Origin of the sequence: Sinomonas albida (genome assembly GCF_004919045.1) — a bacterium.
Taxonomy (GTDB): Bacteria; Actinomycetota; Actinomycetes; order Actinomycetales; family Micrococcaceae; genus Sinomonas; species Sinomonas albida.
Window position 1 is genome coordinate 400,303 of record NZ_SWDW01000001.1, and the last position, 20,278, is coordinate 420,580.

The window sequence follows — 20,278 nt, forward strand, 5'->3', positions numbered from 1 at the left end:
GGCTTAGCCCAGTCCGGAACCGAGCCCCGTCGTGACCGCGAAGGCCAGCACCCCGCCCGCGCCCGCGTGGGCGAGTGCCGGAGCCTCGACCTCGGGCACGAAGGCGGCGTCGCCGCGGCCCAGCGCGAGGTCGCCCTTGGGGGTGTCGAGCGTGAGCGAACCCGAGACGACAAAGACCACGGCGGCCCCCGCCTGGGCGACCGGCACAGGCTCGGCATGCGTCCCGTCCTCGCTCGCGGGAACCTCGATCCGCTGCATCTGGAACTCTGCGAACGGGGGAACGTAGAGTTCCTGCCCGAGCGGGGACTCGGTCGCGGTGAGAAGCGGGAGCGGCAGAGCGGCGAACGTGACGGTGGAGAGAAGCTCGGCCACGTCGACATGCTTGGGGGTGAGCCCGCCGCGCAGCACGTTGTCCGAGGAAGCCATGACCTCGATGCCGAGGCCCGAGAGATACGCGTGGACGTTGCCCGCGCCGAGCGCGAGGGCCTGGCCCGCCACGAGGCTTACGCGATTGAGCAGGAGCGAGACGAGCACGCCCGGATCGTCGGGGTATTCCGCGGCGAGCGCCGCGACGGTGCGGAGCCCGGCGTCGTCGGTTTCGGAGTCCGCGACCGCAGCGGCGGCGGCCGCTACGGCCCCGCGCACCTGCTCGCCGCCGGCGATGAGCCGGGCGAACGCGCTCCGGAGCGCCTCTTCCTCGTCCGGCCCGCGCAGCAGCTCGGCGACCTGCTCGGTGACCTCAGACGCCTCGTGGCCCGCGAGGAGCGCGGTGAGCTCCTCGAAGCGTGCGGCCGCGTCCGCGGGGGAGCGGAAGCCGCACAGCGCCTCGAACGGCGTGAGCGCGAAGATCATCTCCGGCTTGTGGTTGTCGTCCTTGTAGTTGCGGTCCGCGGCTGAACGGTCGACGCCGGCCGCCTCCTCTGCCGCGAAGCCCGCCCGAGCCTGCTCGAGGGTCGGGTGGACCTGGAGCGAGAGGGGGTGGGCGGCGGCAAGGACCTTGAGCAGGAACGGGAGCCGGGGTCCGAAAGCTTCGACGCTTTGGGAGCCGAGGGCGGCCTCCGGATCGCGGGCGATGAGCTCGTCGAGGCCCGCCTCGGCCTGCTCCGAGCTCGCGTCGTGCTGCCCGGCGACACGCGAGGGCGAGTCGGGGTGCGCGCCGATCCACAGCTCGGCCTCGGGACCGCCGCTGGGCTCGCGACCGAGGAGCTCAGCGATGGCGGTGCGCGAGCCCCACGCGTAGGGGCGGAGCGTGTTCAGCAGGAGGTGCATCAGAACACCTCCGACACCTTGCGCCGCAGCGCCTCGCCCTTGCGGGTCGCGGTCGCCTTGAGCTCGTCCGCGAACTGCGCGAGCTGGCCAGAGAGCCGTTCCGCGAGCTCATCCGTGCCGGACGCCAGGAGGCGGACCGCGAGCAGCCCGGCGTTGCGCGCCCCGCCGATCGAGACGGTCGCGACCGGGACGCCTGCCGGCATCTGGACGATCGAGAGGAGCGAGTCCATGCCGTCGAGGGTCTTGAGCGGCACGGGAACGCCGATCACGGGCAGCGTCGTGACCGACGCGAGCATGCCCGGAAGGTGGGCAGCGCCGCCCGCGCCGGCGATGATGACGCGGAGCCCACGCTCTCGGGCCGAGGCGCCGTACGCGATCATCTCGTGCGGCATGCGGTGGGCCGAGACGACGTCCGCCTCGAACGGCACCCCGAACTCGGCGAGTGCCTCGCCTGCGGCCTCCATGACGTTCCAATCGGAATCGGAACCCATGACGAGGCCGACAACGGGGCTGTGGCCGCCCGGGCCGGGCTGGCCAGCCTGGGTCGGGCGGTCAGCGGCTGAGCTGGTCATGCGCTCTCCTTCGCGGGATCGTTCGGCTTCGATTCGGCCCCGTCGCGGACGACGGCGGCGACGCGGCTCGCGCGCGCCCGGAGCTCCTCGGGTGCCGAGCCCGGCGCACCGACGAGGTTGACGTGGCCGATCTTGCGCCCCTGCCGGACGGACTTGCCGTAGGTGTGCACCTTCGCTTCGGCGTCCGCGGCGAGAGCGGCGGGGTATGCCGAGTACAGGTCGGTGTTCGGTCCGCCCAGGATGTTCTTCATGACGGCCCACTCGCCCAAGACGCGCGTGCCGCCGAGCGGCAGGTCGAGGACCGCGCGGAGATGCTGTTCGAACTGACTCGTGACGCACCCGTCCTGGGTCCAGTGGCCTGTGTTGTGCGGGCGCATCGCGAGCTCGTTGACGAGGAAGCCGGGGCCGCGGCCGGGCGTCTCGAACAGCTCGGCCGCCATGACTCCGGTCACGCCCAGATCGTTCGCGATGGCGAGTGCGGCGGCCTGCGCGGCCTCGGCGACCGCCGGGTCGAGCCCGGGCGCGGGCGTGATGACCTCATCGCACACGCCGTCGACCTGGATGGTGTGGACCACGGGCCATGCTTGCGCGACGCCGCTCGGGGTCCGGGCGATGAGCGCGGAGAGCTCGCGCGAGAACGGGACCATCTCCTCGGCCAGCAGCGGCGACATGGCGCCGAACCAGTCGATGGAGGCAGCGGCATCGGCCGCGGACCCGAGCACGCGGACGCCCTTCCCGTCGTAGCCGCCGCGTGGGGTCTTGAGCACGATCGGCCAGCCGATCTCGTCGCCGAACGAAACGAGGTCCTGGACATGGTGGACCGCGGCCCAGCGCGGGTTGGGGAGACCGAGGCGGTCGACGGCGGCGCGCATGCGCAGCTTGTCCTGGGCGTGCACGAGGGCGGCGGGACCCGGCTGCACGTTGACGCCTTCCGCCATGAGGGCGAGGAGGTGCTCGGTGGGCACGTGCTCGTGGTCGAACGTCAGGACGTCCACGCCGCGCGCGAACTCCCGGAGGGCCTCGAGGCTCCGGTAGTCGCCCACGGGGGCGCTCGGCACGGCGGGGACGGCGGAGACGTCTTCGGCCTCGGCGAGGACGCGCAGCTCAAGCCCGAGGGCAGTGGCGGGTGGGGCCATCATGCGGGCCAGCTGCCCGCCGCCGACGACTCCGATCACAGGGAAACTCACCCGCCAAGCCTACCGAACGGGAGCAGCCCGACCTGTGAATGCTGTGGACAACCTGAGGGCGTCAGGACAGCCGCGTAGAATAGGACTTTGAGCGTCCCCGGTGCCGGGGCCCTCGCTAGGGGCCGGTACGCCCTTGGGGGAGGGCTCACTTCACGCGGGCGGCGGTGACAGAACGGCCCCGGAGGAACATGATCAACGCCATTTCGGATCGCTTGAGCGGTCTCGTCTCGCTGTTCTGGCGGGAGGTCGCGAAGTTCGGCACGGTCGGCGGCCTTGCTTTCGTAGTGGACTCCGCGATCTTCATCTGGCTCCTCAACGGTCCGCTGCACAGCGGCGAGGTCTGGGCGAAGTCGATCGCGACGATCGTGGCGAGCATCTTCTCCTGGGTCGCAAACCGCTACTGGACGTTCCGTCACCGCAAGCAGGCCAACGTGATCCGCGAGGCTGTCCTGTTCGCGCTCATGAACGGCGTGGGCCTGCTCATCGCGGCCGGCTGCGTTGCCTTCACCAAGTACGTGCTGCTCATGACCGACAAGGTCTCGATCTTCGTTGCCGGCAGCATCGTGGGCCTCATCCTCGGCACCGTCTTCCGGTTCTTCGCGTACCGGTTCTGGGTCTTCAACGAGGAGCTCGACGCCGAGCCCGGCTACGAGGGCGACCACGAGCTCATCGAGACCCACCACGAGCACGTGTCTGTCGCGGCGGACCCCGCCCCGAGCCAGCGGGACGAGTCCGAACGCCAGACCCCCTAGGGGTCACTCGGCAGTGATCTTCTCGGCTTCGCGCAGCCGCGCGGTGTCGGCGACCGAGCCGTGTCGCAGCACGGCGGAGCCGCCTGCCGCCCAAGCTCCCAGAAGCGCCGCGAGCACCTCGCGCAGCGGCCGGGAGGCGTCCACGAGAACTCGCGCGCCCGGCTCGTAGGGGGCCGCGAAGCGCTCGAGCAGCCCAGCCTGGCTGAATTCTTCCCCGCCGAGACGCGCCGCGCCGTCGTCCGCTGACGGCGGATCGAGCGGGTCGAACGAGTCTGCAAACTGCCGCACGAGCGCTACGTAGTCAACCTGCCCGGGCTCCAGCGCGCCGGGGAAGGCAAGTTCGAGCGCGCCGAGCGCCACAGCGACGTGGGTCGCGCCGGGTGAAACCTGTCCCGCTGAGGCCTGTCCCGCTGAGGCCTGGCCTGCCGACTCCTGGCCCGGTTCCGTCGTGAAGACGATATCCGCGTCCCCGTCCACGAGGACCCCACCAGCCTGCCAGCCCGCGAGGGCCAGCACCGCGCTCTTCCAGTGCGCCGGAAGGTCCAGGCGGAAGCGCGTGCCCGGTTCGGCGTCGAGCTCCTCGACGAGGAGGTTCGATGACTTTGCGGCCCAGTTGTCGAGGACCCGCCCCGAAAGCTCGACGCGTTCTCCGTCAGGGCCGTACCACGTGAGCCTCGGTGCGGACGAGTTGCCGCTGCGGAGGCTGTGGAGGAGGGCGGTCACCGTGGATTCCATGGGTCCATTGTGCCCGCGCCGACGTGGTGCAGGAGCGGGCGCGGGGCCGCGGGCCGGACCCGCGCTCGGGCGTGGCGTACACGTCCCATCGAAATTTGTACGTATACAATCCCATCCCCCGCTTGACGCCGATCGACTTACACGCGTGTAATTAGAACCGGACAGTAACTGCACCGGCATTTGGGGGCCGGTTCCGGAAGCCTTCCGGAATACGTGGCCTCAACTGGGAGGCCGGTGCAGAACGACCACCAAGGAGGAGCACCGTGGGACAGGCGGAGCGTTTCCAGAACGATACAGCAGCGACCTCACAGGCGCTGGGCCACCAGTCGCGGGACATCCCCGCCGACTGGTACGTGGACCCGGCGGACCCGCAGGCGGGTGAGCGCTACCGCGAGATGTCGGCGGCCGCGCTCGAGGACGCTGCAACCGCGTTTCTGGCTGAGCATGCAGCGTATGACAACGACGATGAGGCCGAGGAGCCGGACGAGGAGGAGCGCGAGGCCGAAGTCGTCTCCCTTCTTGACCGGAAGCCGTCGGCACGCCCGGCAGACCCGGTCTGGCTGACCCTCCTGCGCCCGGCGCCGCCGGTCGAGGGCGAGCTCGCCTGGCAGGTCGACGCGCTGTGCGCCCAGACGGATCCGGAGGCGTTCTTCCCCGAGAAGGGCGGTTCAACCCGGGACGCCAAGAAGGTGTGCAGCTCGTGCAACGTCCGGTCTGAATGCCTCGACTACGCGCTCGAGAACGACGAGCGGTTCGGCATCTGGGGCGGGCTCTCCGAGCGGGAGCGCCGTCGGCTCCGCAAGCGGGCGGTCTGATCCTGGACAGCGTGCACGTCACCGCAGTCGTCGTCACCCACGACGGCGCAGCCCACCTTCCGCGTACCCTCGCCGCGGTCGCCGCCCAACGGCGGCGTCCCGACGTGGTGCTCGGAGCAGATGCCCGCTCGCGGGACGGCTCCGGCAAGATCCTGCGCGAGGCGTTGGGCGCCGGTGCCGTGGCCGAGGCGCCTGAGGCGTTCGGCGCTGCGGTCGCAACCGCCCTTGAGCTCGTGTCCGCATCCCGGGAGCCGTCAGGACGTACGGGGGAGTGGCTCTGGCTCCTGCGGGCAGACGCCGCCCCCGATCCCGACGCCCTCGCGGAGCTGCTGCTCGCAGTCGAGCGCGCTCCCGCCGTTGCTGTGGCGGGCTGCAAGCAGGTCGCGTGGGACGAGCCGCGCAGGCTCGTCGACGTAGGGCTCTTCTCGAGCCGCTGGGCCGAGCGGCTCGCGCTTATCGACGACGACGAGCAGGACCAGGGCCAGTACGACGACCGCAGCGACATGTTCGCCGTGAGCGCGGCCGGCATGCTCGTGCGCCGCGACGTGTGGGACGCCCTCCGCGGCTTCGACGGCGCGCTGCCCACGACCGGCGGCGACATCGACTTCTGCTGGCGGGCGCGGCTCGCGGGACACCGGGTCGTCGTGGTCCCGGCGGCCCGCATGCTCACGGCCGCCGACCGAACCGAGAACGATCCGACGCCGTTCGCGGAGCGCCGCGCCGAGGTGTACCTGCGCCTCAAGCACGCCTCCCCGCTCGGACTGCCGCTCCAGTGGATCGCCGCATTGTTCGGTGGCCTGTGGAGCCTCGCGGCCGGTTTCATCACCAAGGAGCCCGCGACCGGGACGGCGCGCTTCGGTGGGGCGCTGGCGGGGCTCACGGCGCTACCCTCGCTCGCGAGGGGCAGACGGAGGGCCGCCCGGACCCGGACCGTTGCGCGAGGCACCGTACGCGGCGTCCGCGCGCCGCGCGAAGACATCTGGAACTACCGCCGCGCCCACCTCGAGTCGGAGTACTCGGACGGCGACGGCGTCATCGGGGACGGCGCCGGAAGCGACGACGCCCCCGCCGAGCCGACGGGCGACTCCGACTACGACTTCGCCTCCCTCGCGGTCGCCGTGCGCGGCTGGTCCGGGACGGGCGCGGTCGTCGTCGCGGGCCTTGCCCTCGTGTGCTCGATCCTCGCTCTCCTGCCGTTCCTGGGCGCCGACGCGGTTGCGGGCGGCGGCCTCCTCCCCGTGGCCTCGAGCCTTGGAAGCATCTGGCAGCACGCGACGTCCTGGTGGGTCGAGCTCGGCGCGGGGCAGCCCGGGCACGGCGACCCCTTCGACTTCGTGCTGTGGCTGCTCGGCGTCGTGAGCGTCGGCAACCCGAATCCCGCCGTCGCGTGGGCCCTCATCCTCGCACCGGCCCTCGCGGCCGTGGGCGCGTGGGCCTTCGCCTCCGCCCTTACCGCGCACCGTTGGCCGCGGATCGTCGCGGCCATCGCGTGGGCCGCGGCCCCGGCGCTCCAGGAGGCGGCCGCGCAGGGCCGCCTCGGCGCCGTCGTGGCCCAGGTCGCGCTTCCCTGGGCCGCGCTCGGCATGCTCCGCGCCGTGGGCGGTGCCCGCATCCGCGGCACGGTCGGCGTCGACCGCCGGCCCCGGTCGGGCTCGGGCGGCGTCCCCTCCTGGACGGCCGCGGCCGCGGGCGGCCTCGCGCTGGCCGTCGCCACCGCCGGCTCGCCGAGCCTCCTCGGGCTCGCCGCCGTCGTCGTCCTTGTCGCGAGCCTCACCCTGCGGGGCCGTGCGCGCTCGCTGTGGTTCACGCTGGCGCCGTCCGTGGTGCTGTTCCTCCCACTGTGGATGTCCGCGCCGGACAACCCGCGCGCGTGGCTTGCCGATCCCGGCGTGCCCGCCGCGTACACCGCTGCCTCGCCCTGGCAGATCATGCTGGGCCAGCCCGTGGCGTTCGATGCCTCCGCGGGCGTGGGCGGCGTCGGATGGCTCCCGGCGGGCGTTCCGTGGGCACTCCTCTACGCGCTCCTCCTCGGGCTCCCGCTTCTTGCGGCCGCCGGCGCATCCATGGTGCTGACGACCGGGCGGCGCGGTTTCGCGGCGCGGCTCGCGGGCGCGTTCGCGGTCGTCGCCCTCGCGTTCGCCTGGGTGCTGACCCGCATCCCGGTCGCCGTGACGGGGGACAGCCTCGTGGCGCCCTTCGCCGGGCCGAGCGTCGCGGCGGGCGTCCTGGGCCTCGTCGCCGCGGCGGTGCTCGGCGCAGACCAGCTCTTCGACCGTCGCGAGGCCGCCGCGCAGCGGCCGGCCGATCGGCGCGACCGGATGTTCATGCTGGGGACGGCGGGGATCGCGGTCGCCCTCGTTCTCGCGGTGGGCGGCCCGGCCGTCGGACTGGCCCGCTGGGCCGCCGCGGGGCTTGTCCCCGTGGGCGCGCCGGCGGGCAGCGTGGGGAGCCCCATCGCCGTGAAGCCCAGCAAGGCGCGCACGCTTCCCGCGACCGCGAGCGACCTGGGCCTCGGCAGCCAGCAGACCAAGACGCTCGTGCTGCGCAGCACCCCGCAGGGCGGCTTCACGGCCGCGCTCATGCGCGGCTCGGGCACGACGCTGGACTCCCTTTCCGCGGTAGCCTCGGCAAGCCGGGTGACCGGACCCGTCGGGTCCGAGGTCATCGCCGCGGACGACGCCGCATCATCGGCAATGCGGCGAGCCGTCGCCGCAGTCTCGACCTCCTCGGGCGTCGACCCGCGGGCCGACCTCGACGCCCTCGGCGCGGGTTTCGTCGTCCTCCAGCAGCGCGACGGTGGCGACTCGGTCATCGCCTCGCAGATGGATGCGGTTCCGGGCCTTGTGGCGGTCGGCCAAACCGATGTCGGCTGGCTCTGGCGCGTCACGCCGCGCAGCCAGGACGCCGCGAAGGCGCTCGAGATAGCGCACCGCGCGAGCATCGTCGATACGAAGGGCGCCGTGCTCGGCTACGTCGGATCCGGAGCGGAGACCGTCGACGCGTCGATTCCGGCTGGCCCCGAGGGGCGGCTACTGGTCCTCGCCGAGCGGAGCGATCCGCACTGGACGGCGTGGATCAACGGCCAACGCCTCACGTCCACGACGCAGGGCTGGTCCCAGGCCTTCACGCTCCCAGCGGGCGGCGGCAAGCTCGAGATCCGCTACGACCAGCCTGCGGCGCTCCCGCTCGGGCTCCTCGCCGCCGTCGTGCTCCTCCTCGCGGTGCTCACGGCGATTCCGACGCGGGCCCGCCTCGAGCCGCGCCGGAGCCGGGGGAACTCCAGGTCCCGGGCGCGCCGCGCGTCCGCTAGGGCACTGTCCGGGCCACCCGCGTCCGGCCCGGCCGTTCCGGTCAGCGTGCCCGAGCCGCCCGCTCGGGCGCCGAAGGTCGGCGCGGAAGGGCCCGCGCTCACGAGAATCGACAGCAAGACCGCCGCCACCGAGACCGCAAGGAGCACCGATGACGCGCGCGTCTAAGCCGCGACCCACGACGCGACTCCGCCGCACGCTCGGTGCGGCGAGCGGCGTCGTCGTCCTGGGAGCGGGAGCCATCCTGGCCGTCTCGGCGGGGGCCAATCCCTCCGTCGGGGCCCTCTCGCCTGGCTCGCCTCCTGCCGTGGACGTGCCGGTCGGGCAGACCACCGGAGTCTGCCCCGGTCCCGCGCAGCTTCTGCAGAGCACCCCGGTGCAGGGCGACCCGCAGTTCAGCCCCGCCAGCAAGACGGCTTCGAACCGGCTCACGGCGGCGGTCATCGGGGAGCCCTCGGGCGCCATGCCCGCGAGCTCGATCGCCGAGGTGAACGGCTCGGTGCTCCAGAAGGTCTCCGAAGGCCAGAACGCCCCCGCTGCGCCGCCGGCGTCACGGCCAGCGGCGATCGCGAGCCGCTCCACGGCCGCCCCGTCTCTGCTGACCGCGTCCGCGCTCGAGGGCCGCCCCGCCTCCGCGGCGGCGATGTTCCAGTACAGCGCGGCAGACGGCGACCTGCGCGGCCTCGCGGCGGGCTCCTGCGCCGCCCCGGCCAACGATCTCTGGATTGCCGGAGCGAGCACGCTCGTGGGCCGGACCTCGGTCCTCTACCTCACGAACGCGAGCAGCACCCCGTCCTCCGTGAACCTCGACTTCTACGGCGATCAGGCGGTCCCGCAGGCGCCCGCGGGAAGCCGCGGCATACAGATTCCGCCCGGCACCACGAAGTCCTTCGTGCTCGGCGGCTTCGTGCCCGGGCAGAGAAACCTGTCCGTCCACGTTCGCAGTTCGGGCGGCCCCGTGGCGGGTGTGGTCCAGCAGAGCACGCTGCGTGGCCTGACACCCGGCGGGGTGGACTTCCTGACCCCCGTCGCGACGCCCGGCACGCGTCAGGTGGTCTCCGGCATCGAGCTCCAGGATCCGGCGGCCGCGCGGAATCTCGCGACCGGTTCGGGCTTCGACGATGCGACCGCTGCCCTCCAAGTGACGGTTCCGGGTGCCACGGACGCGGTCGTCCAGGTGCGGGTCTTCGGTCCGAACGGTCCGGTGACCCTTCCGGTGGGTGCGGTCTTCACGGCGAAGGCCGGATCGGTCACCGAGATCCCCCTCGCGGGCCTTCCGGCTGGGAAGTACACGGTATCAGCGTCGTCGGACGTCTCGCTCACGGCGAGCGTCCGCTCGGTCAAGGGCCTCAAGAGCACCGAGGCGCTCGACTTCGCCGTCTCGGGGGCGCAGCCGCGACTCGGCGACGGGCATGTCGTGCCGGTGGGCGACGGCGCGTCGCCGACCCTGGTCTTCGGCGTGCCCGACGGCCACGCCAAGATCAGCGCCGTGCCGATCACGGCCGACGGCGCGTTCCACGCGCCGGTGGCGCTCGACGTCGCGGGCGGGACCACCGCGACCCTTGCCGTGCCGGACAAAGTCGACGGCGCGAAGCCGGTCGCCTACTCGGTCTCCGCCTCCGGGGACCCCGCGTACGGCGCGGTGCTCCTCGAGGCCGCGCAGGGCAACGGGATCGCTGTGGCCTCGATCCTCCCGGCGGCGGGCGGCCGGCAGGCGGTCTCGGTGACGCTCGGCTACTGAGCGCCGCTCAGCGGTAGCCGCGGTAGTACGGATCGAGCGTCTCGGGCGCCACGTTGAGGAGCGCGGCGGTGTACTCGACGACGACGTCGTGGACGAGGTCCTGCGCCTCCGAGGCTGAGGGCGCCTCCGTCTCGACGACACGCCGGTAGACGGTGATGCGGGCAGGTTCCTCCCGCGTGGGGCGGGTCACGCTGCCCTGGGGCGGGCGGCCCCCCTCGCGCAGGATCTGCTCGAGGCCGGGCGGGATCTCCTCGACGACGTACTCGACGCCCTCGAGCTCGTTGCCGCGGATCTCCTGGAGGCGGTCGGCCGAATCAAGGACCCAGTCCTCGAAGCGCTCTCCGCGCGTGCGGCTCCCCGGCAGGATCGCCGGCACGATTTCTCCGCGCAGCCCCCGCCCGTGACGATTCCGGCGGCGATCACGGAAACTGCGGCGGCGGCCTTCGCCTGGCTCTCCGGCTGGCGGGAGGGGACGAATGCTGATCCCCGGAACGGAACCCGAGGTGGAACGGTCCTGCATGTATCGACTGTAGTCCGGCCCCCGGCGGCGCGCTAACCGAGTCGCTCGCCCGCCGGGTGCGGCGAGCAGAGTAGGGTACTGGCTGTGCGAGAAGTCCGCCATTGCTCCCGATCGGCCTGCCGCGAGCCTGCGGTGGCGACGCTGACCTATGTCTACGCGGACTCGACCGCGGTCTTGGGTCCCCTTGCGACGTTTGCGGAGCCGCATACCTACGACCTGTGCGCGAAGCACGCCGACAAGCTCACGGTCCCGCGGGGCTGGGAGGTCCTGCGGCTCGCGCTGCCCGCCCGCCAGACGAGCCCGGATGATCTCCTCGCGCTCGCCGATGCGGTGCGAGGCGGAGCAGAGGACGACGACGACGCCCCCGCTGAGCCGGCGCATCGCGCCGTCCGCGAGCCGCAGCCGTCGCTGGCCCCGCCGCCGGGCGTCGACATCGCGAGCGGCCGTCACCTCAGGGCCCTCCGAGAGCCGTTCTAGGCCAGTCCTCGTTCTCCGGCCCTCGTTCTCCGGCGGCGCCCGGTGGATGCGTCGGGCCCCGGGCGGCTCAGGCCCAAGGGCCATGTAGTCTGGGATTCATGCCGTCTTTCAGCTCTCCGGTGCTGCGCTCCGACATCCTCGCCCTGCTGCGGTGCCCCGTAACTGGCTCCGCTCTGGTCCAGAAGGGCGATGAGCTCGTGGCGAGCGCCCAGGCGCCGGACGGCACAGTTCCGCGTTACCCGATCGAGGACGGCATCCCGGTGCTGCTTCCGCCGGTCCAGCACTAGGAGTCCTCAGTGAGCTTCGACTACCGCGTCGCCGACATCTCCCTCCACGAGGCCGGCCGCCACCAGATCCGCCTCGCCGAGCACGAGATGCCGGGGCTCATGGCCCTGCGCGAGGAGTACGGGGAGTCCCAGCCGCTCAAGGGTGCGCGCATCGCCGGTTCTCTGCACATGACCGTGCAGACCGCCGTGCTCATCGAGACGCTCGTCGCGCTCGGCGCCGACGTCCGCTGGGCCTCCTGCAACATCTTCTCGACGCAGGACGAGGCAGCCGCCGCAATCGTCGTGGGGACCGGGACTCCCGAGGACCCGCAGGGCGTGCCGGTCTTCGCCTGGAAGGGCGAATCCCTCGAGGAGTACTGGTGGACCGCCGAGCAGATCCTCACGTGGCCCGGCGCCGCGGAGAACCCCGAGCTGGGCCCCAACATGATCCTCGACGACGGCGGCGACGCGACGCTGCTGGTCCACAAGGGTGTCGAGTTCGAGGCCGCCGGGGCAGTCCCGCAGCCCACGGAGGAGGACTCGGAGGAGTATCGGATCATCCTCGACGTGCTCCGCGCTGGCCAGGCCGCCGACCCCCAGAAGTGGACCCGGACCGCCGAGCGCATTCACGGCGTGACCGAGGAGACCACGACCGGCGTCCACCGGCTCTACCAGCTCGCGGACCAGGGCAAGCTCCTGTTCCCGGCCATCAACGTCAACGACTCCGTGACGAAGAGCAAGTTCGACAACAAGTACGGCATCCGCCACTCGCTTCCCGACGGGATCAATCGCGCGACGGACGTCCTGATCGGCGGCAAGGTCGCGGTCGTGTGCGGCTACGGCGACGTGGGCAAGGGCGCTGCCGAGGCGCTGCGCGGCCAGGGCGCGCGCGTTGTGGTCACCGAGATTGACCCGATCTGCGCCCTCCAGGCCGCGATGGACGGCTACCAGGTGGCCCGGCTCGAGACCGTCGTGGGCCAGGGCGACCTCTTCATCACGACCACGGGCGGCAAGGACATCATCCGCGCCGAGCACATGGCCGCGATGAAGGACAAGGCGATCGTGGGCAATGTCGGCCACTTCGACAATGAGATCGACATGGCCGGGCTTTCCAAGCTGCCGGGAATCCGCAAGGTCGAGATCAAGCCGCAGGTCCACGAATGGGTCTTCCCCGCCCAGGCCGGGCAGGACGGCGAGGCGGGGCGCGGCGAGCACTCGATCATCGTGCTGTCCGAGGGGCGTCTGCTCAACCTCGGCAATGCGACCGGGCACCCGTCGTTCGTCATGAGCAACTCGTTCGCGAACCAGACGATCGCGCAGATCGAGCTCTGGACGAAGCGCGATCAGTCTGGCGCAGGGCAGCACGCCGCGCGCGAGTACGAAAAGCAGGTCTACGTGCTCCCAAAGATCCTCGACGAAAAGGTCGCGCGTCTCCACCTCGACGCGCTGGGCGTCGAGCTCACGGAGCTGTCGAAGGACCAGGCAGACTACCTCGACCTCGACGTGGCGGGCCCGTATAAGCCAGCGCATTACCGCTACTGACTTAGCATTGTCTCCATGCGAATCATGGGGGACCGTCGCGAGGGCGGGCGTCTGAAGCCGAGCCAGCGTTGGCTCGGATCCGGCTGGATCGGGACTCGGAGCGGCAAGATCATCAGCCTCGTCGCGGTGCTCGTCGTCGCGGCGCTCGGCGGGGCGTTTGCCGCCGTCGGCCCTCTCCAGGCGTCCCCTATCGGTTCGGAGGCCGCGACCGCGGTCCGCACCCAGCCGGGCACGGCCTTCCCCGTCGTCGCGCCTGCCTCGGCCCAGACGGTCCCGGTGACTGGTGCGAAGGAGGTCAATCCCTCCGCTCCCGTCACGGTCACGGCGGCCGGGGGCACCCTCGACAACGTGAGCCTGCGCTCGTCCACCGGTCAGGACGTCGAGGGCACCCTCGACACCGCCCGCTCGGTGTGGACTTCCTCCGGTTCGCTCTCCTTCAACGCGAGGTACACGCTGAGCTACACGACGCTCGACGGGGCGGGGCGGACCGCGACCGCGACGTCGACGTTCGCCACCGTCTCCACGGCCAACGAGGCCGACGCCGCGATGTACCCGCTGGACGGCATGAATGTGGGCGTCGCGCAGCCGATCCAGCTCACGTTCAGCGAGCCCGTGAAGAACAAGAAGGCCGTCGAGAAGGCCATCACGATCACGTCGAGCTCCGGCCAGGCGGGGGCGTTCCACTGGTACAGCGACACCGTGGTGCGCTACCGGCCGGAGCAGTACTGGGCCGCGCGCAGCACCATTACCGTGAAGATGGACCTGTTCGGGGTCGATCTCGGAAACGGGCAGATCGGGAACTTCTCGAAGACGAACACCGTCCATATCGGCGACAAGCGCACCGCTGTGGCGGACGCCCAGGCCCACACCTTCACGGCCTACATCAACGACAAGCCCGTGCAGACGTGGCCCGCCACGCTGGGCGACACGCGGTTCCCGTCGGCGAAGGGCTTCCTCGTGCTCATGGAGAAGCAGCGCAAGGCGCACTTCGTCGCGGCATCGATCGGCCTCAAGCCCGGCGACCCTGCGAACTACGGCGAGCTCGACGTCGAATATGCCACGCGCCTCACGCCGAGCGGCGAGTTCATCCACCAGGCCACCGACACCGCTATCCCGTATCTGGGGAACGCGAACGTGTCCCACGGCTGCATCGGGCTCGGGCCCGACGGCGCCTCCTGGGTGTTCAACAACATGACCACGGGCGACGTCGTGCAGATCCTCAACACGCAGGGTGACTTCGCCAACTTCGACGACGGCTTCGGGGATTGGAACATCCCGTGGGCCCAGTACGCGAACGCCTGATTGCCGACTCTCCGCGTCTGGCACGCCGATAACGCTTCGGCCACAGCGCGGCCTCGTGCCCACGTGCGGGCGGGTGACCCGTTACCGTGGGGAGGAGGGACAGATCGAATATGGGTTCGCCGTGTGCGCACCCGCCAGAGGCGTGAGTGGATGATGGACGTGACGGAAGACAGGCACGAGCTGAAGCCGGAGGTGGACTTGGACGACTCTCAGGACACAGACCAGCCCGCCTTCGAATGGATGCGGACCTCCAACGCCGCGGCGCTCCGGAACCGTTCCAACGGAGCACCCGACGGCGCCGGAGCCTCCGGAGCCGACCACGACCGCACTGAATCCTCCGCAGAGGGCGAAGACACAGGGCGGCACGGCGCCGAGGCCGAGGGCGAAGGTTCCGAGCACGCCGACCTAGCCGAGGGCGCGGGAGCCGGGACTGCCTACGAATCCCGCCACAGCGCGACCACCGACCTCCGTGAGCCGTCGCCCACGTCCGCGCTCCAGATGCGTCCGCCGGAGGACGAGGTCCGCCGCAGGACCGCCCAGCGCGAGGCGGCCGCGAAGGCCAAGCCGGTTGCCCCTCGGGTCCTCCAGGTGCTCATGGCGATCTTCATGCCGTTCCTCCTCCTCATCGGGGCCGTGCGCCTCGTGGCGACGCCCGCGTTCCTGTGGCTCGAGTACTTCCGCCCGGGCTTCCCCGGGGACGGCTACGGATTCTCGGTCGACGACCGCCTCACCTACGGCTCATACGCTCTCGACTATCTCGCCAACTTCGCCGGCCGTCGCTACCTCGGCGACCTTCAGCTCCCGTCCGGCAGCCCGCTGTTCACGGACGGCGAGGTGAGCCACATGGCCGACGTCAAGCTCGTCTTCCTCCTCGCCTACGCGGCCGGGGCCGTACTGCTCGCGTTCTTCGTGATCGTGTACTTCGTGCTGCGCAAGCGCCGCGGGGCCTTCGCGAGGGGCCTGTTCGCGGGCGCGATCGTGACGTTCGTCCTCGTGGTGGCTCTCGCGGTGTTCGCGATCATGGGCTGGCAGACGTTCTTCACCGACTTCCACCACCTGTTCTTCGCGAACGGCACGTGGACGTTCCAGCTCTCCGACACGCTCATCCGGCTCTTCCCGTCCCAGTTCTGGATGGACTCGGCGATCGTGATCGGCGTGCTCGTCCTCGTGGTCAGCTCGCTCACGATCATCTTCGCGTGGCCCACCAAGAAGAAGTCCGAGGCCGCGGACGCCGAACTGGCCAGGACCCGGGAATAGTCCCCGCAGGAACAGCCGGTCCCGCGAGCTGCGGGACTCAGGAGTAGATCGCCTCGATCTCGTCGCGGCAGTCGGCGACGACCGCCGCGCGGCGCAGCTTGAGCGACGGCGTGAGCTGCCCCGCTTCGATGCTCGGCTCGAGGCCGACGACGGCGAACTTGCGAATGCTCTCGGCCCGCGAGACGAGCGCGTTCGCGGCGTCGACGGCTGCTTGGACCTCGCCGAGCACCGCGGGGTCCGTCGCCGCGGCGTGGACGTCGAGCTTGCGGCCGTGCTCGCGGCACCACATGGCGAGGCCGTCCCGGTCCAGGACGATGAGGGCGGAGACGAACGGTCGGCCCTCGCCCACCACGAGCGCGTGCTCCACGAGCGGGCTCGCGCGAAGGACCTCCTCGAGTGGCTCGGGGGCCACGTTCTTTCCGCCCGCCGTGACGATGAGGTCTTTCTTCCGCCCGGTGACCGTCAGGAACCCGTCGGCGTCGAGACGGCCCAGGTCGCCCGTCGCGAAGTAGCCGTCCGCGTCGAAGGCGGTGGCCTCCGTCGCTCCGTGGTAGCCCGCAAAGACGCCGATGCCGCGTACTAGGATTTCGCCGTCGTCCGCGATGCGCACCGAGGTTCCGGGCACCGGGCGCCCCACGCTGCCCACCCGGACGTGACCTGCGGTGTTGACTGTGCACGGGCCCGTGGTCTCCGTGAGGCCGTAGCCCTCGAGGACCGGGACGCCGACGCCGCGGAAGAAGTGTGTCAGCTGTGGGCTCAGCGGACCGCCGCCGCAGACCGCCGTGGTGAACGCGCCGCCGAACACGGCGCGCAGGCGCCCGTAGACGAGGCGATCGAACACAGCATGCGCGAGCCGCAGGCGACGGCCCGGGCCCTCGCCGCGACCGGCGGCCGCATTGTCGACGGCGGCGGAGTAGTCGCGCGCCACGGCTGCGGCACGTGCGAAGACGCCGGAGCGGCCGGCGCGCGCCGCCTGGTCGAGCGCGGCGGCGTAGACCTTCTCGAAGATGCGCGGCACGCCGAGGAGGAACGTGGGACGGAAGCTGCGCAGGGCCGAGAGGAGCTCGTTCGGGCTGCTGTACGCGACGGTCGCGCCGGCGGCGAGGCACACGACCTGGACGGCATGCGCGAGCACGTGCGCGAGCGGCAGGAACATGAGGGTGCGCGGATCGGGTGCCCCGAGCGGATCCGGGAGATGGGGGATCAGGTTGTCGGTGAGCAGCACGAGGTTCCCATGCGTGACCACGCAGCCCTTGGGCCTCCCGGTGGTGCCGGACGTGTAGACGATCGTCGCGGGCGAGCTCAGCCCCGCCGCGGCCCGGTGCCGCTCGAGCTCCGCGTCGCTCACGCCGTGGCCCGGCCCCGCGAGGCTGCTGAGCGTCGGGCCCTCGCCGTCGAACTCGAGCGACGTGACCCGGATGAACCGCTCGGCGAGGTCGGGGGAGGCCTCGAGGACCCCCGTGACGGTGGCGCCGAGAGCCGGCGCGACGAAGACGCGGCTCGCGCCGGAGTCGCGGAGAATCCACTCGATCTGCGCGGGCGAATCGGTTTCGTAGATGGGCACGCTCACCCCGCCCGCGTACCAGATCGCGAAGTCCACGAGGGACCACTCGTAGCAGCTGGGGGAGAGGATCGCGACGCGGTCGCCCGCGCTCAGGCCGCCGGCGATGAGGCCGCGCGCGAGCCATTGGACCTGCTCGAGGAAGTCGGCCGCCGCGACGTCGCGCCACGACGTGCCGTCGCGGAGCGCGTAGACGGCCCGCTCCGGGGTGGCGGAGGCCCGTTCGAGCAGCAGATCTGTCGCGTTCGCGCCCTCGGGCCTGCGAGGCCCGAGCCGGTCGGTGTGCGCCTCGCGCAGGGCACCGTCGGCCGAATCCTGGCCTTCCCCATCGGGGCGGACGTTCTCCGAAGTGCCGCTGCTCACAGGTCCCATTCTGCCAATCTCACACCCAGCTCGGCATCCACATGTGGAGCCGCCAGTCGACGTACGTGATGGTCTGCGCCGTCCAGATGGGCATGAAGTAGGCCGAGACGATGAGGACGAGCACGATGTAGAGCCCCACCCCGAGCAGTCCCGCCTGCCGCCGCCACGGTGGGTCCGTGGGCCGGCCGAGGACGTGGCCGATCATGTACGCGAGGATGAGGATGAAGAACGGCTCGAAGGAGACCTCGTAGAACGCGAACATGGTCCGCTCGGGGTACAGGAACCATGGGAGGTACCCCGCAGCGATGCCGCAGAGCGGGCCGCCGAGGCGCCAGTCGCGGCGTCCCGCCCACAGGAGGACGGCGATCGCCAGGGCGATCGTCCCGGCCCACCAGATGAGCGGATTGCCGAGCGCGAGCACGGCCGAGCTGCAGCGGTCGGCCGCGCAGCCCGTGCTCGGCTCGGCATAGTAGAACGACGTGGGCCGGCCCTGCACGAGCCAGCTCCACGGGCTCGCGGCGTAGGGATGCGTCGTCGTGAGGGTCGTGTGGAACGAGTACGCCTCGAGATGGTAGTGCGCGAGCGAGCGGAGCGCGCCCGGAACCCACTGCCACACGGGGTCGGGGTGGGTGTCGGCCCAATGGCGGAAGTAGCCGTCCGAGGAGAGGAGCCAGCCGGTCCACGTCGAGAGGTAGACCGCGCCGCCCACCACGATGATGCTCACCACCGCGAGCGGGGCATCGCGGACGACGGCGGCGGGCAGCCAGGCGCGGATGCCCGCCCTGCGCCGCGCGCTCGCATCCCACAGCACGGTGAGAAGCCCGAAGCCCGCGACGAACGCGAGGGCGGACCACTTCACGCCGACCGCGAGGCCGAGGGAGACGCCAGCGGCGATGCGCCACCAGCGCACGCCAAGCCACGGCCCGGTGGTGAGCGCCGTCGCGGGGATTCTCCCGTCCGGCCTGGCGAGCCTGCCCAGCCGAGCCGCGAGCCGCCGTCGTCCGTCGTCGCGGTCCTTGAGCAGCAGGCAGAACGCGACCAGAAGCCAGAACGAGAGGAAGACGTCGAGGATGCCGATGCGGGACATCGTGATGTGGTGTCCGTCGACCGCGAGGAGCACGCCCGCTGCGGCCGCGACGACGGGCGAACGGAAGAGCTTGTACGCCGCCCACGCTGTGAGCGCCACGGACAGGGTGCCGACGAGGGCCGCGGAGAAGCGCCAGCCGAACGAGCTCGACGGCCCGAAGAGCCACATGCCGAACGCGATCATCCACTTTCCGACGGGCGGGTGGACCACGTACTCGGGGGTCGACTGGATGCTGCTGAAATCGCCGACGATGAACTTCGCGTTGGCGTCCTCGCCCCAGTTCCGCTCGTACCCGAACTGGAGATACGAGTAAGCGTCCTTGACGTAATAGGTCTCGTCGAAAATGAGGCTGTGCGGGCGGGAGAGGTCCGTGAAGCGCAGGAGGCCCGCGATGACGGCGGTGACGAGCGGGATGGCCCAGTACAGGGTCCGTTGGAGGGCCGGCCAATCGCGCCACCGGTCGAGCGGCCCGAGGAGCCGCTCACGCAGCTCGTCGACGACGCGCGGCGGAGCCGGCGGAGCGACGACCCACCGCCGGCGGGTGTTCCAGCCGAGCCGGGGCTCGCGGGTGTCGGTGGCGGCGCTCATCCCGGCCCATGCTACCGGCGTAGGCTGGGCGGGTGCGTGAATCTGAGCCCGGACCCGGTCGCGTGGTGCTCGCGGCGACCCCGATCGGCAACCTCGGCGACGCGAGCCGTCGCCTCGTCGAACTGCTCGCGGAGGCGGACGTCATCGCGGCCGAGGACACGCGCCGGCTGCATCGCCTCGTCCAGGGCCTCGGCGTCCAGCCGGCCGGACGCGTCCTGAGCTACCACGAGCACAACGAGGCCGCGAAGACTCCCGAGCTGCTCGAGGAGGTGCGCGCGGGTCGGACCGTTCTCCTGGTGACCGACGCGGGCATGCCGAGCGTCTCCGATCCGGGGTACCGCCTCGTCGAGGCCGCAGTGGCCGAGGGCCTCACGGTGACGGCCGTTCCTGGGCCGTCGGCCGTTCTCACGGCGCTCGCCCTGTCTGGCCTTCCCACTGACCGCTTCTGCTTCGACGGCTTCCTCCCGCGCAAAGCAGGCGAGCGCGCTGGCCGGCTCTCCGAGCTCTCGGGGGAGCGCCGCACGATGGTCTTCTTCGAGGCCCCGCACCGCCTGCCCGCGATGCTCCGCGCGCTCGCGGACGGCTTCGGGCCCGGCCGGCGCGTGGCCGTGTGCCGCGAGCTCACCAAGACCTACGAGGAGGTGCTGCGCGGCACGGCCGGCGAGATCGCCGCGTGGGCCGAGGGTCACGAAGTGCGCGGAGAGATCGCGGTCGTGGTCGAGGGTGCGCCCGAGGCCGAGCCCACGAGCGCCGAGGATCTCGTGGCCGAGGTCAACGCCCTCGTGAACGGCGGGGCGCGCCTCAAGGACGCGGTCGCCGCCGTCGCGGGCGACGCCGGGGCGAGCAAGCGCGAGCTGTACGCGGCGGTGCTCGCGGCGCGGTGACGAGCCGGTGTCTGGGGCGGGAACCCCGGGATTCCGCGGTTCTTCTCTGTGC

17 protein-coding genes are annotated in these 20,278 nt (G+C 71.6%); 10 read left to right on the top strand and 7 right to left on the bottom strand.

Translation table 11 applies throughout. The features are described from left to right. Positions 1-3: 3 nt before the first annotated feature. From manA to E6A26_RS01795, 3 genes are read right to left on the bottom strand one after another with little or no spacing between them, the layout of a single operon-like run. Positions 4-1,269 carry a mannose-6-phosphate isomerase, class I gene (manA, locus tag E6A26_RS01785; protein WP_136609449.1) on the bottom strand — a complete coding sequence of 422 codons (1,266 nt, stop codon included), beginning with the start codon at positions 1,267-1,269 and terminating at the stop codon, positions 4-6. Beyond that, on the bottom strand, positions 1,269-1,841 hold the full coding sequence (purE, locus tag E6A26_RS01790) for a 5-(carboxyamino)imidazole ribonucleotide mutase (RefSeq protein ID WP_136609450.1): 573 nt from the start codon (positions 1,839-1,841) through the stop codon (positions 1,269-1,271). The genes manA and purE overlap by 1 nt, the downstream gene beginning before the upstream one ends. Then, a complete protein-coding gene (locus E6A26_RS01795; RefSeq protein ID WP_136609451.1) occupies positions 1,838-3,028 on the bottom strand; it encodes a 5-(carboxyamino)imidazole ribonucleotide synthase in 1,191 nt (396 codons plus the stop codon). Before E6A26_RS01795 ends, purE begins: the two co-directional genes overlap by 4 nt. A 188-nt stretch (positions 3,029-3,216) precedes the next feature. On the opposite strand from E6A26_RS01795, the gene E6A26_RS01800 reads away from it, so the two are divergent. After that, positions 3,217-3,780, top strand: a complete 564-nt coding sequence (locus E6A26_RS01800) for a GtrA family protein (RefSeq protein WP_136609452.1) — start codon at positions 3,217-3,219, stop codon at positions 3,778-3,780. 3 nt (positions 3,781-3,783) lie between these two features. Here E6A26_RS01800 and E6A26_RS01805 read toward each other — a convergent pair whose 3' ends face one another. After that, complete coding sequence (locus E6A26_RS01805; RefSeq protein WP_136609453.1) at positions 3,784-4,515, bottom strand: TIGR03089 family protein; 732 nt, start codon at positions 4,513-4,515, stop codon at positions 3,784-3,786. 263 nt (positions 4,516-4,778) lie between these two features. Here E6A26_RS01805 and E6A26_RS01810 point away from each other — a divergent pair, with 263 nt between their 5' ends. The 3 genes from E6A26_RS01810 to E6A26_RS01820 are packed head-to-tail and all read left to right on the top strand — an operon-like array spanning position 4,779 to position 10,379. Continuing rightward, on the top strand, positions 4,779-5,330 hold the full coding sequence (locus E6A26_RS01810; RefSeq protein ID WP_136609454.1) for a WhiB family transcriptional regulator: 552 nt from the start codon (positions 4,779-4,781) through the stop codon (positions 5,328-5,330). Between the two features lie 11 nt (positions 5,331-5,341). Continuing rightward, positions 5,342-8,806, top strand: a complete 3,465-nt coding sequence (locus E6A26_RS01815; protein ID WP_234864877.1) for a glycosyltransferase family 2 protein — start codon at positions 5,342-5,344, stop codon at positions 8,804-8,806. Then, positions 8,790-10,379 (top strand): DUF5719 family protein, encoded by a 1,590-nt coding sequence (locus E6A26_RS01820; protein ID WP_136609456.1) that lies wholly within the window; start codon positions 8,790-8,792, stop codon positions 10,377-10,379. Before E6A26_RS01815 ends, E6A26_RS01820 begins: the two co-directional genes overlap by 17 nt. 7 nt (positions 10,380-10,386) lie before the next feature. On the opposite strand, the gene E6A26_RS01825 is transcribed toward E6A26_RS01820, so the two are convergent. Then, a complete protein-coding gene (locus tag E6A26_RS01825) occupies positions 10,387-10,755 on the bottom strand; it encodes a metallopeptidase family protein (RefSeq protein ID WP_234864879.1) in 369 nt (122 codons plus the stop codon). A gap of 228 nt (positions 10,756-10,983) precedes the next feature. On the opposite strand from E6A26_RS01825, the gene E6A26_RS01830 reads away from it, so the two are divergent. From E6A26_RS01830 to E6A26_RS01850, 5 genes are all read left to right on the top strand, one after another. After that, positions 10,984-11,376 carry a DUF3499 domain-containing protein gene (locus E6A26_RS01830; protein WP_136609457.1) on the top strand — a complete coding sequence of 131 codons (393 nt, stop codon included), beginning with the start codon at positions 10,984-10,986 and terminating at the stop codon, positions 11,374-11,376. 98 nt (positions 11,377-11,474) lie between these two features. Then, entirely contained in the window at positions 11,475-11,663 is a 189-nt protein-coding gene (locus tag E6A26_RS01835; protein ID WP_136609458.1) for a Trm112 family protein, read from the top strand. Between the two features lie 9 nt (positions 11,664-11,672). Continuing rightward, positions 11,673-13,184, top strand: a complete 1,512-nt coding sequence (ahcY, locus tag E6A26_RS01840) for an adenosylhomocysteinase (RefSeq protein ID WP_136609459.1) — start codon at positions 11,673-11,675, stop codon at positions 13,182-13,184. A 15-nt stretch (positions 13,185-13,199) separates the two neighbouring features. Then, positions 13,200-14,486: a L,D-transpeptidase gene (locus E6A26_RS01845; protein WP_234864881.1), complete on the top strand. Its 1,287-nt coding sequence runs from the start codon at positions 13,200-13,202 to the stop codon at positions 14,484-14,486. A 153-nt stretch (positions 14,487-14,639) separates the two neighbouring features. Then, positions 14,640-15,743 (top strand): TIGR01906 family membrane protein, encoded by a 1,104-nt coding sequence (locus E6A26_RS01850; protein ID WP_407695349.1) that lies wholly within the window; start codon positions 14,640-14,642, stop codon positions 15,741-15,743. A gap of 37 nt (positions 15,744-15,780) precedes the next feature. On the opposite strand, the gene E6A26_RS01855 is transcribed toward E6A26_RS01850, so the two are convergent. Together E6A26_RS01855 and E6A26_RS01860 are read right to left on the bottom strand one after the other, a co-directional pair. After that, the gene (locus E6A26_RS01855; RefSeq protein WP_234864897.1) at positions 15,781-17,601 is read right to left on the bottom strand and encodes an AMP-dependent synthetase/ligase; all 1,821 of its coding nucleotides are present in this window, start codon (positions 17,599-17,601) and stop codon (positions 15,781-15,783) included. Between the two features lie 85 nt (positions 17,602-17,686). After that, entirely contained in the window at positions 17,687-19,342 is a 1,656-nt protein-coding gene (locus E6A26_RS01860) for a dolichyl-phosphate-mannose--protein mannosyltransferase (RefSeq protein ID WP_136609462.1), read from the bottom strand. Positions 19,343-19,374: 32 nt separating this feature from the next. On the opposite strand from E6A26_RS01860, the gene rsmI reads away from it, so the two are divergent. Next, on the top strand, positions 19,375-20,226 hold the full coding sequence (gene rsmI / locus E6A26_RS01865; protein ID WP_234864885.1) for a 16S rRNA (cytidine(1402)-2'-O)-methyltransferase: 852 nt from the start codon (positions 19,375-19,377) through the stop codon (positions 20,224-20,226). The last annotated feature ends 52 nt before the right edge of the window (positions 20,227-20,278 follow it).

Bases quoted from the DNA above. Each gene is read 5' to 3' on its own strand.
- E6A26_RS01800 (WP_136609452.1), top strand. From the start codon at position 3,217: ATGATCAACGCCATTTCGGATCGCTTGAGCGGTCTCGTCTCGCTGTTC.
- purE (WP_136609450.1), bottom strand. From the start codon at position 1,841: ATGACCAGCTCAGCCGCTGACCGCCCGACCCAGGCTGGCCAGCCCGGC.
- E6A26_RS01805 (WP_136609453.1), bottom strand. From the start codon at position 4,515: ATGGAATCCACGGTGACCGCCCTCCTCCACAGCCTCCGCAGCGGCAAC.
- E6A26_RS01820 (WP_136609456.1), top strand. From the start codon at position 8,790: ATGACGCGCGCGTCTAAGCCGCGACCCACGACGCGACTCCGCCGCACG.
- E6A26_RS01835 (WP_136609458.1), top strand. From the start codon at position 11,475: ATGCCGTCTTTCAGCTCTCCGGTGCTGCGCTCCGACATCCTCGCCCTG.
- E6A26_RS01845 (WP_234864881.1), top strand. From the start codon at position 13,200: ATGCGAATCATGGGGGACCGTCGCGAGGGCGGGCGTCTGAAGCCGAGC.
- E6A26_RS01860 (WP_136609462.1), bottom strand. From the start codon at position 19,342: ATGAGCGCCGCCACCGACACCCGCGAGCCCCGGCTCGGCTGGAACACC.
- manA (WP_136609449.1), bottom strand. From the start codon at position 1,269: ATGCACCTCCTGCTGAACACGCTCCGCCCCTACGCGTGGGGCTCGCGC.
- E6A26_RS01850 (WP_407695349.1), top strand. From the start codon at position 14,640: ATGGACGTGACGGAAGACAGGCACGAGCTGAAGCCGGAGGTGGACTTG.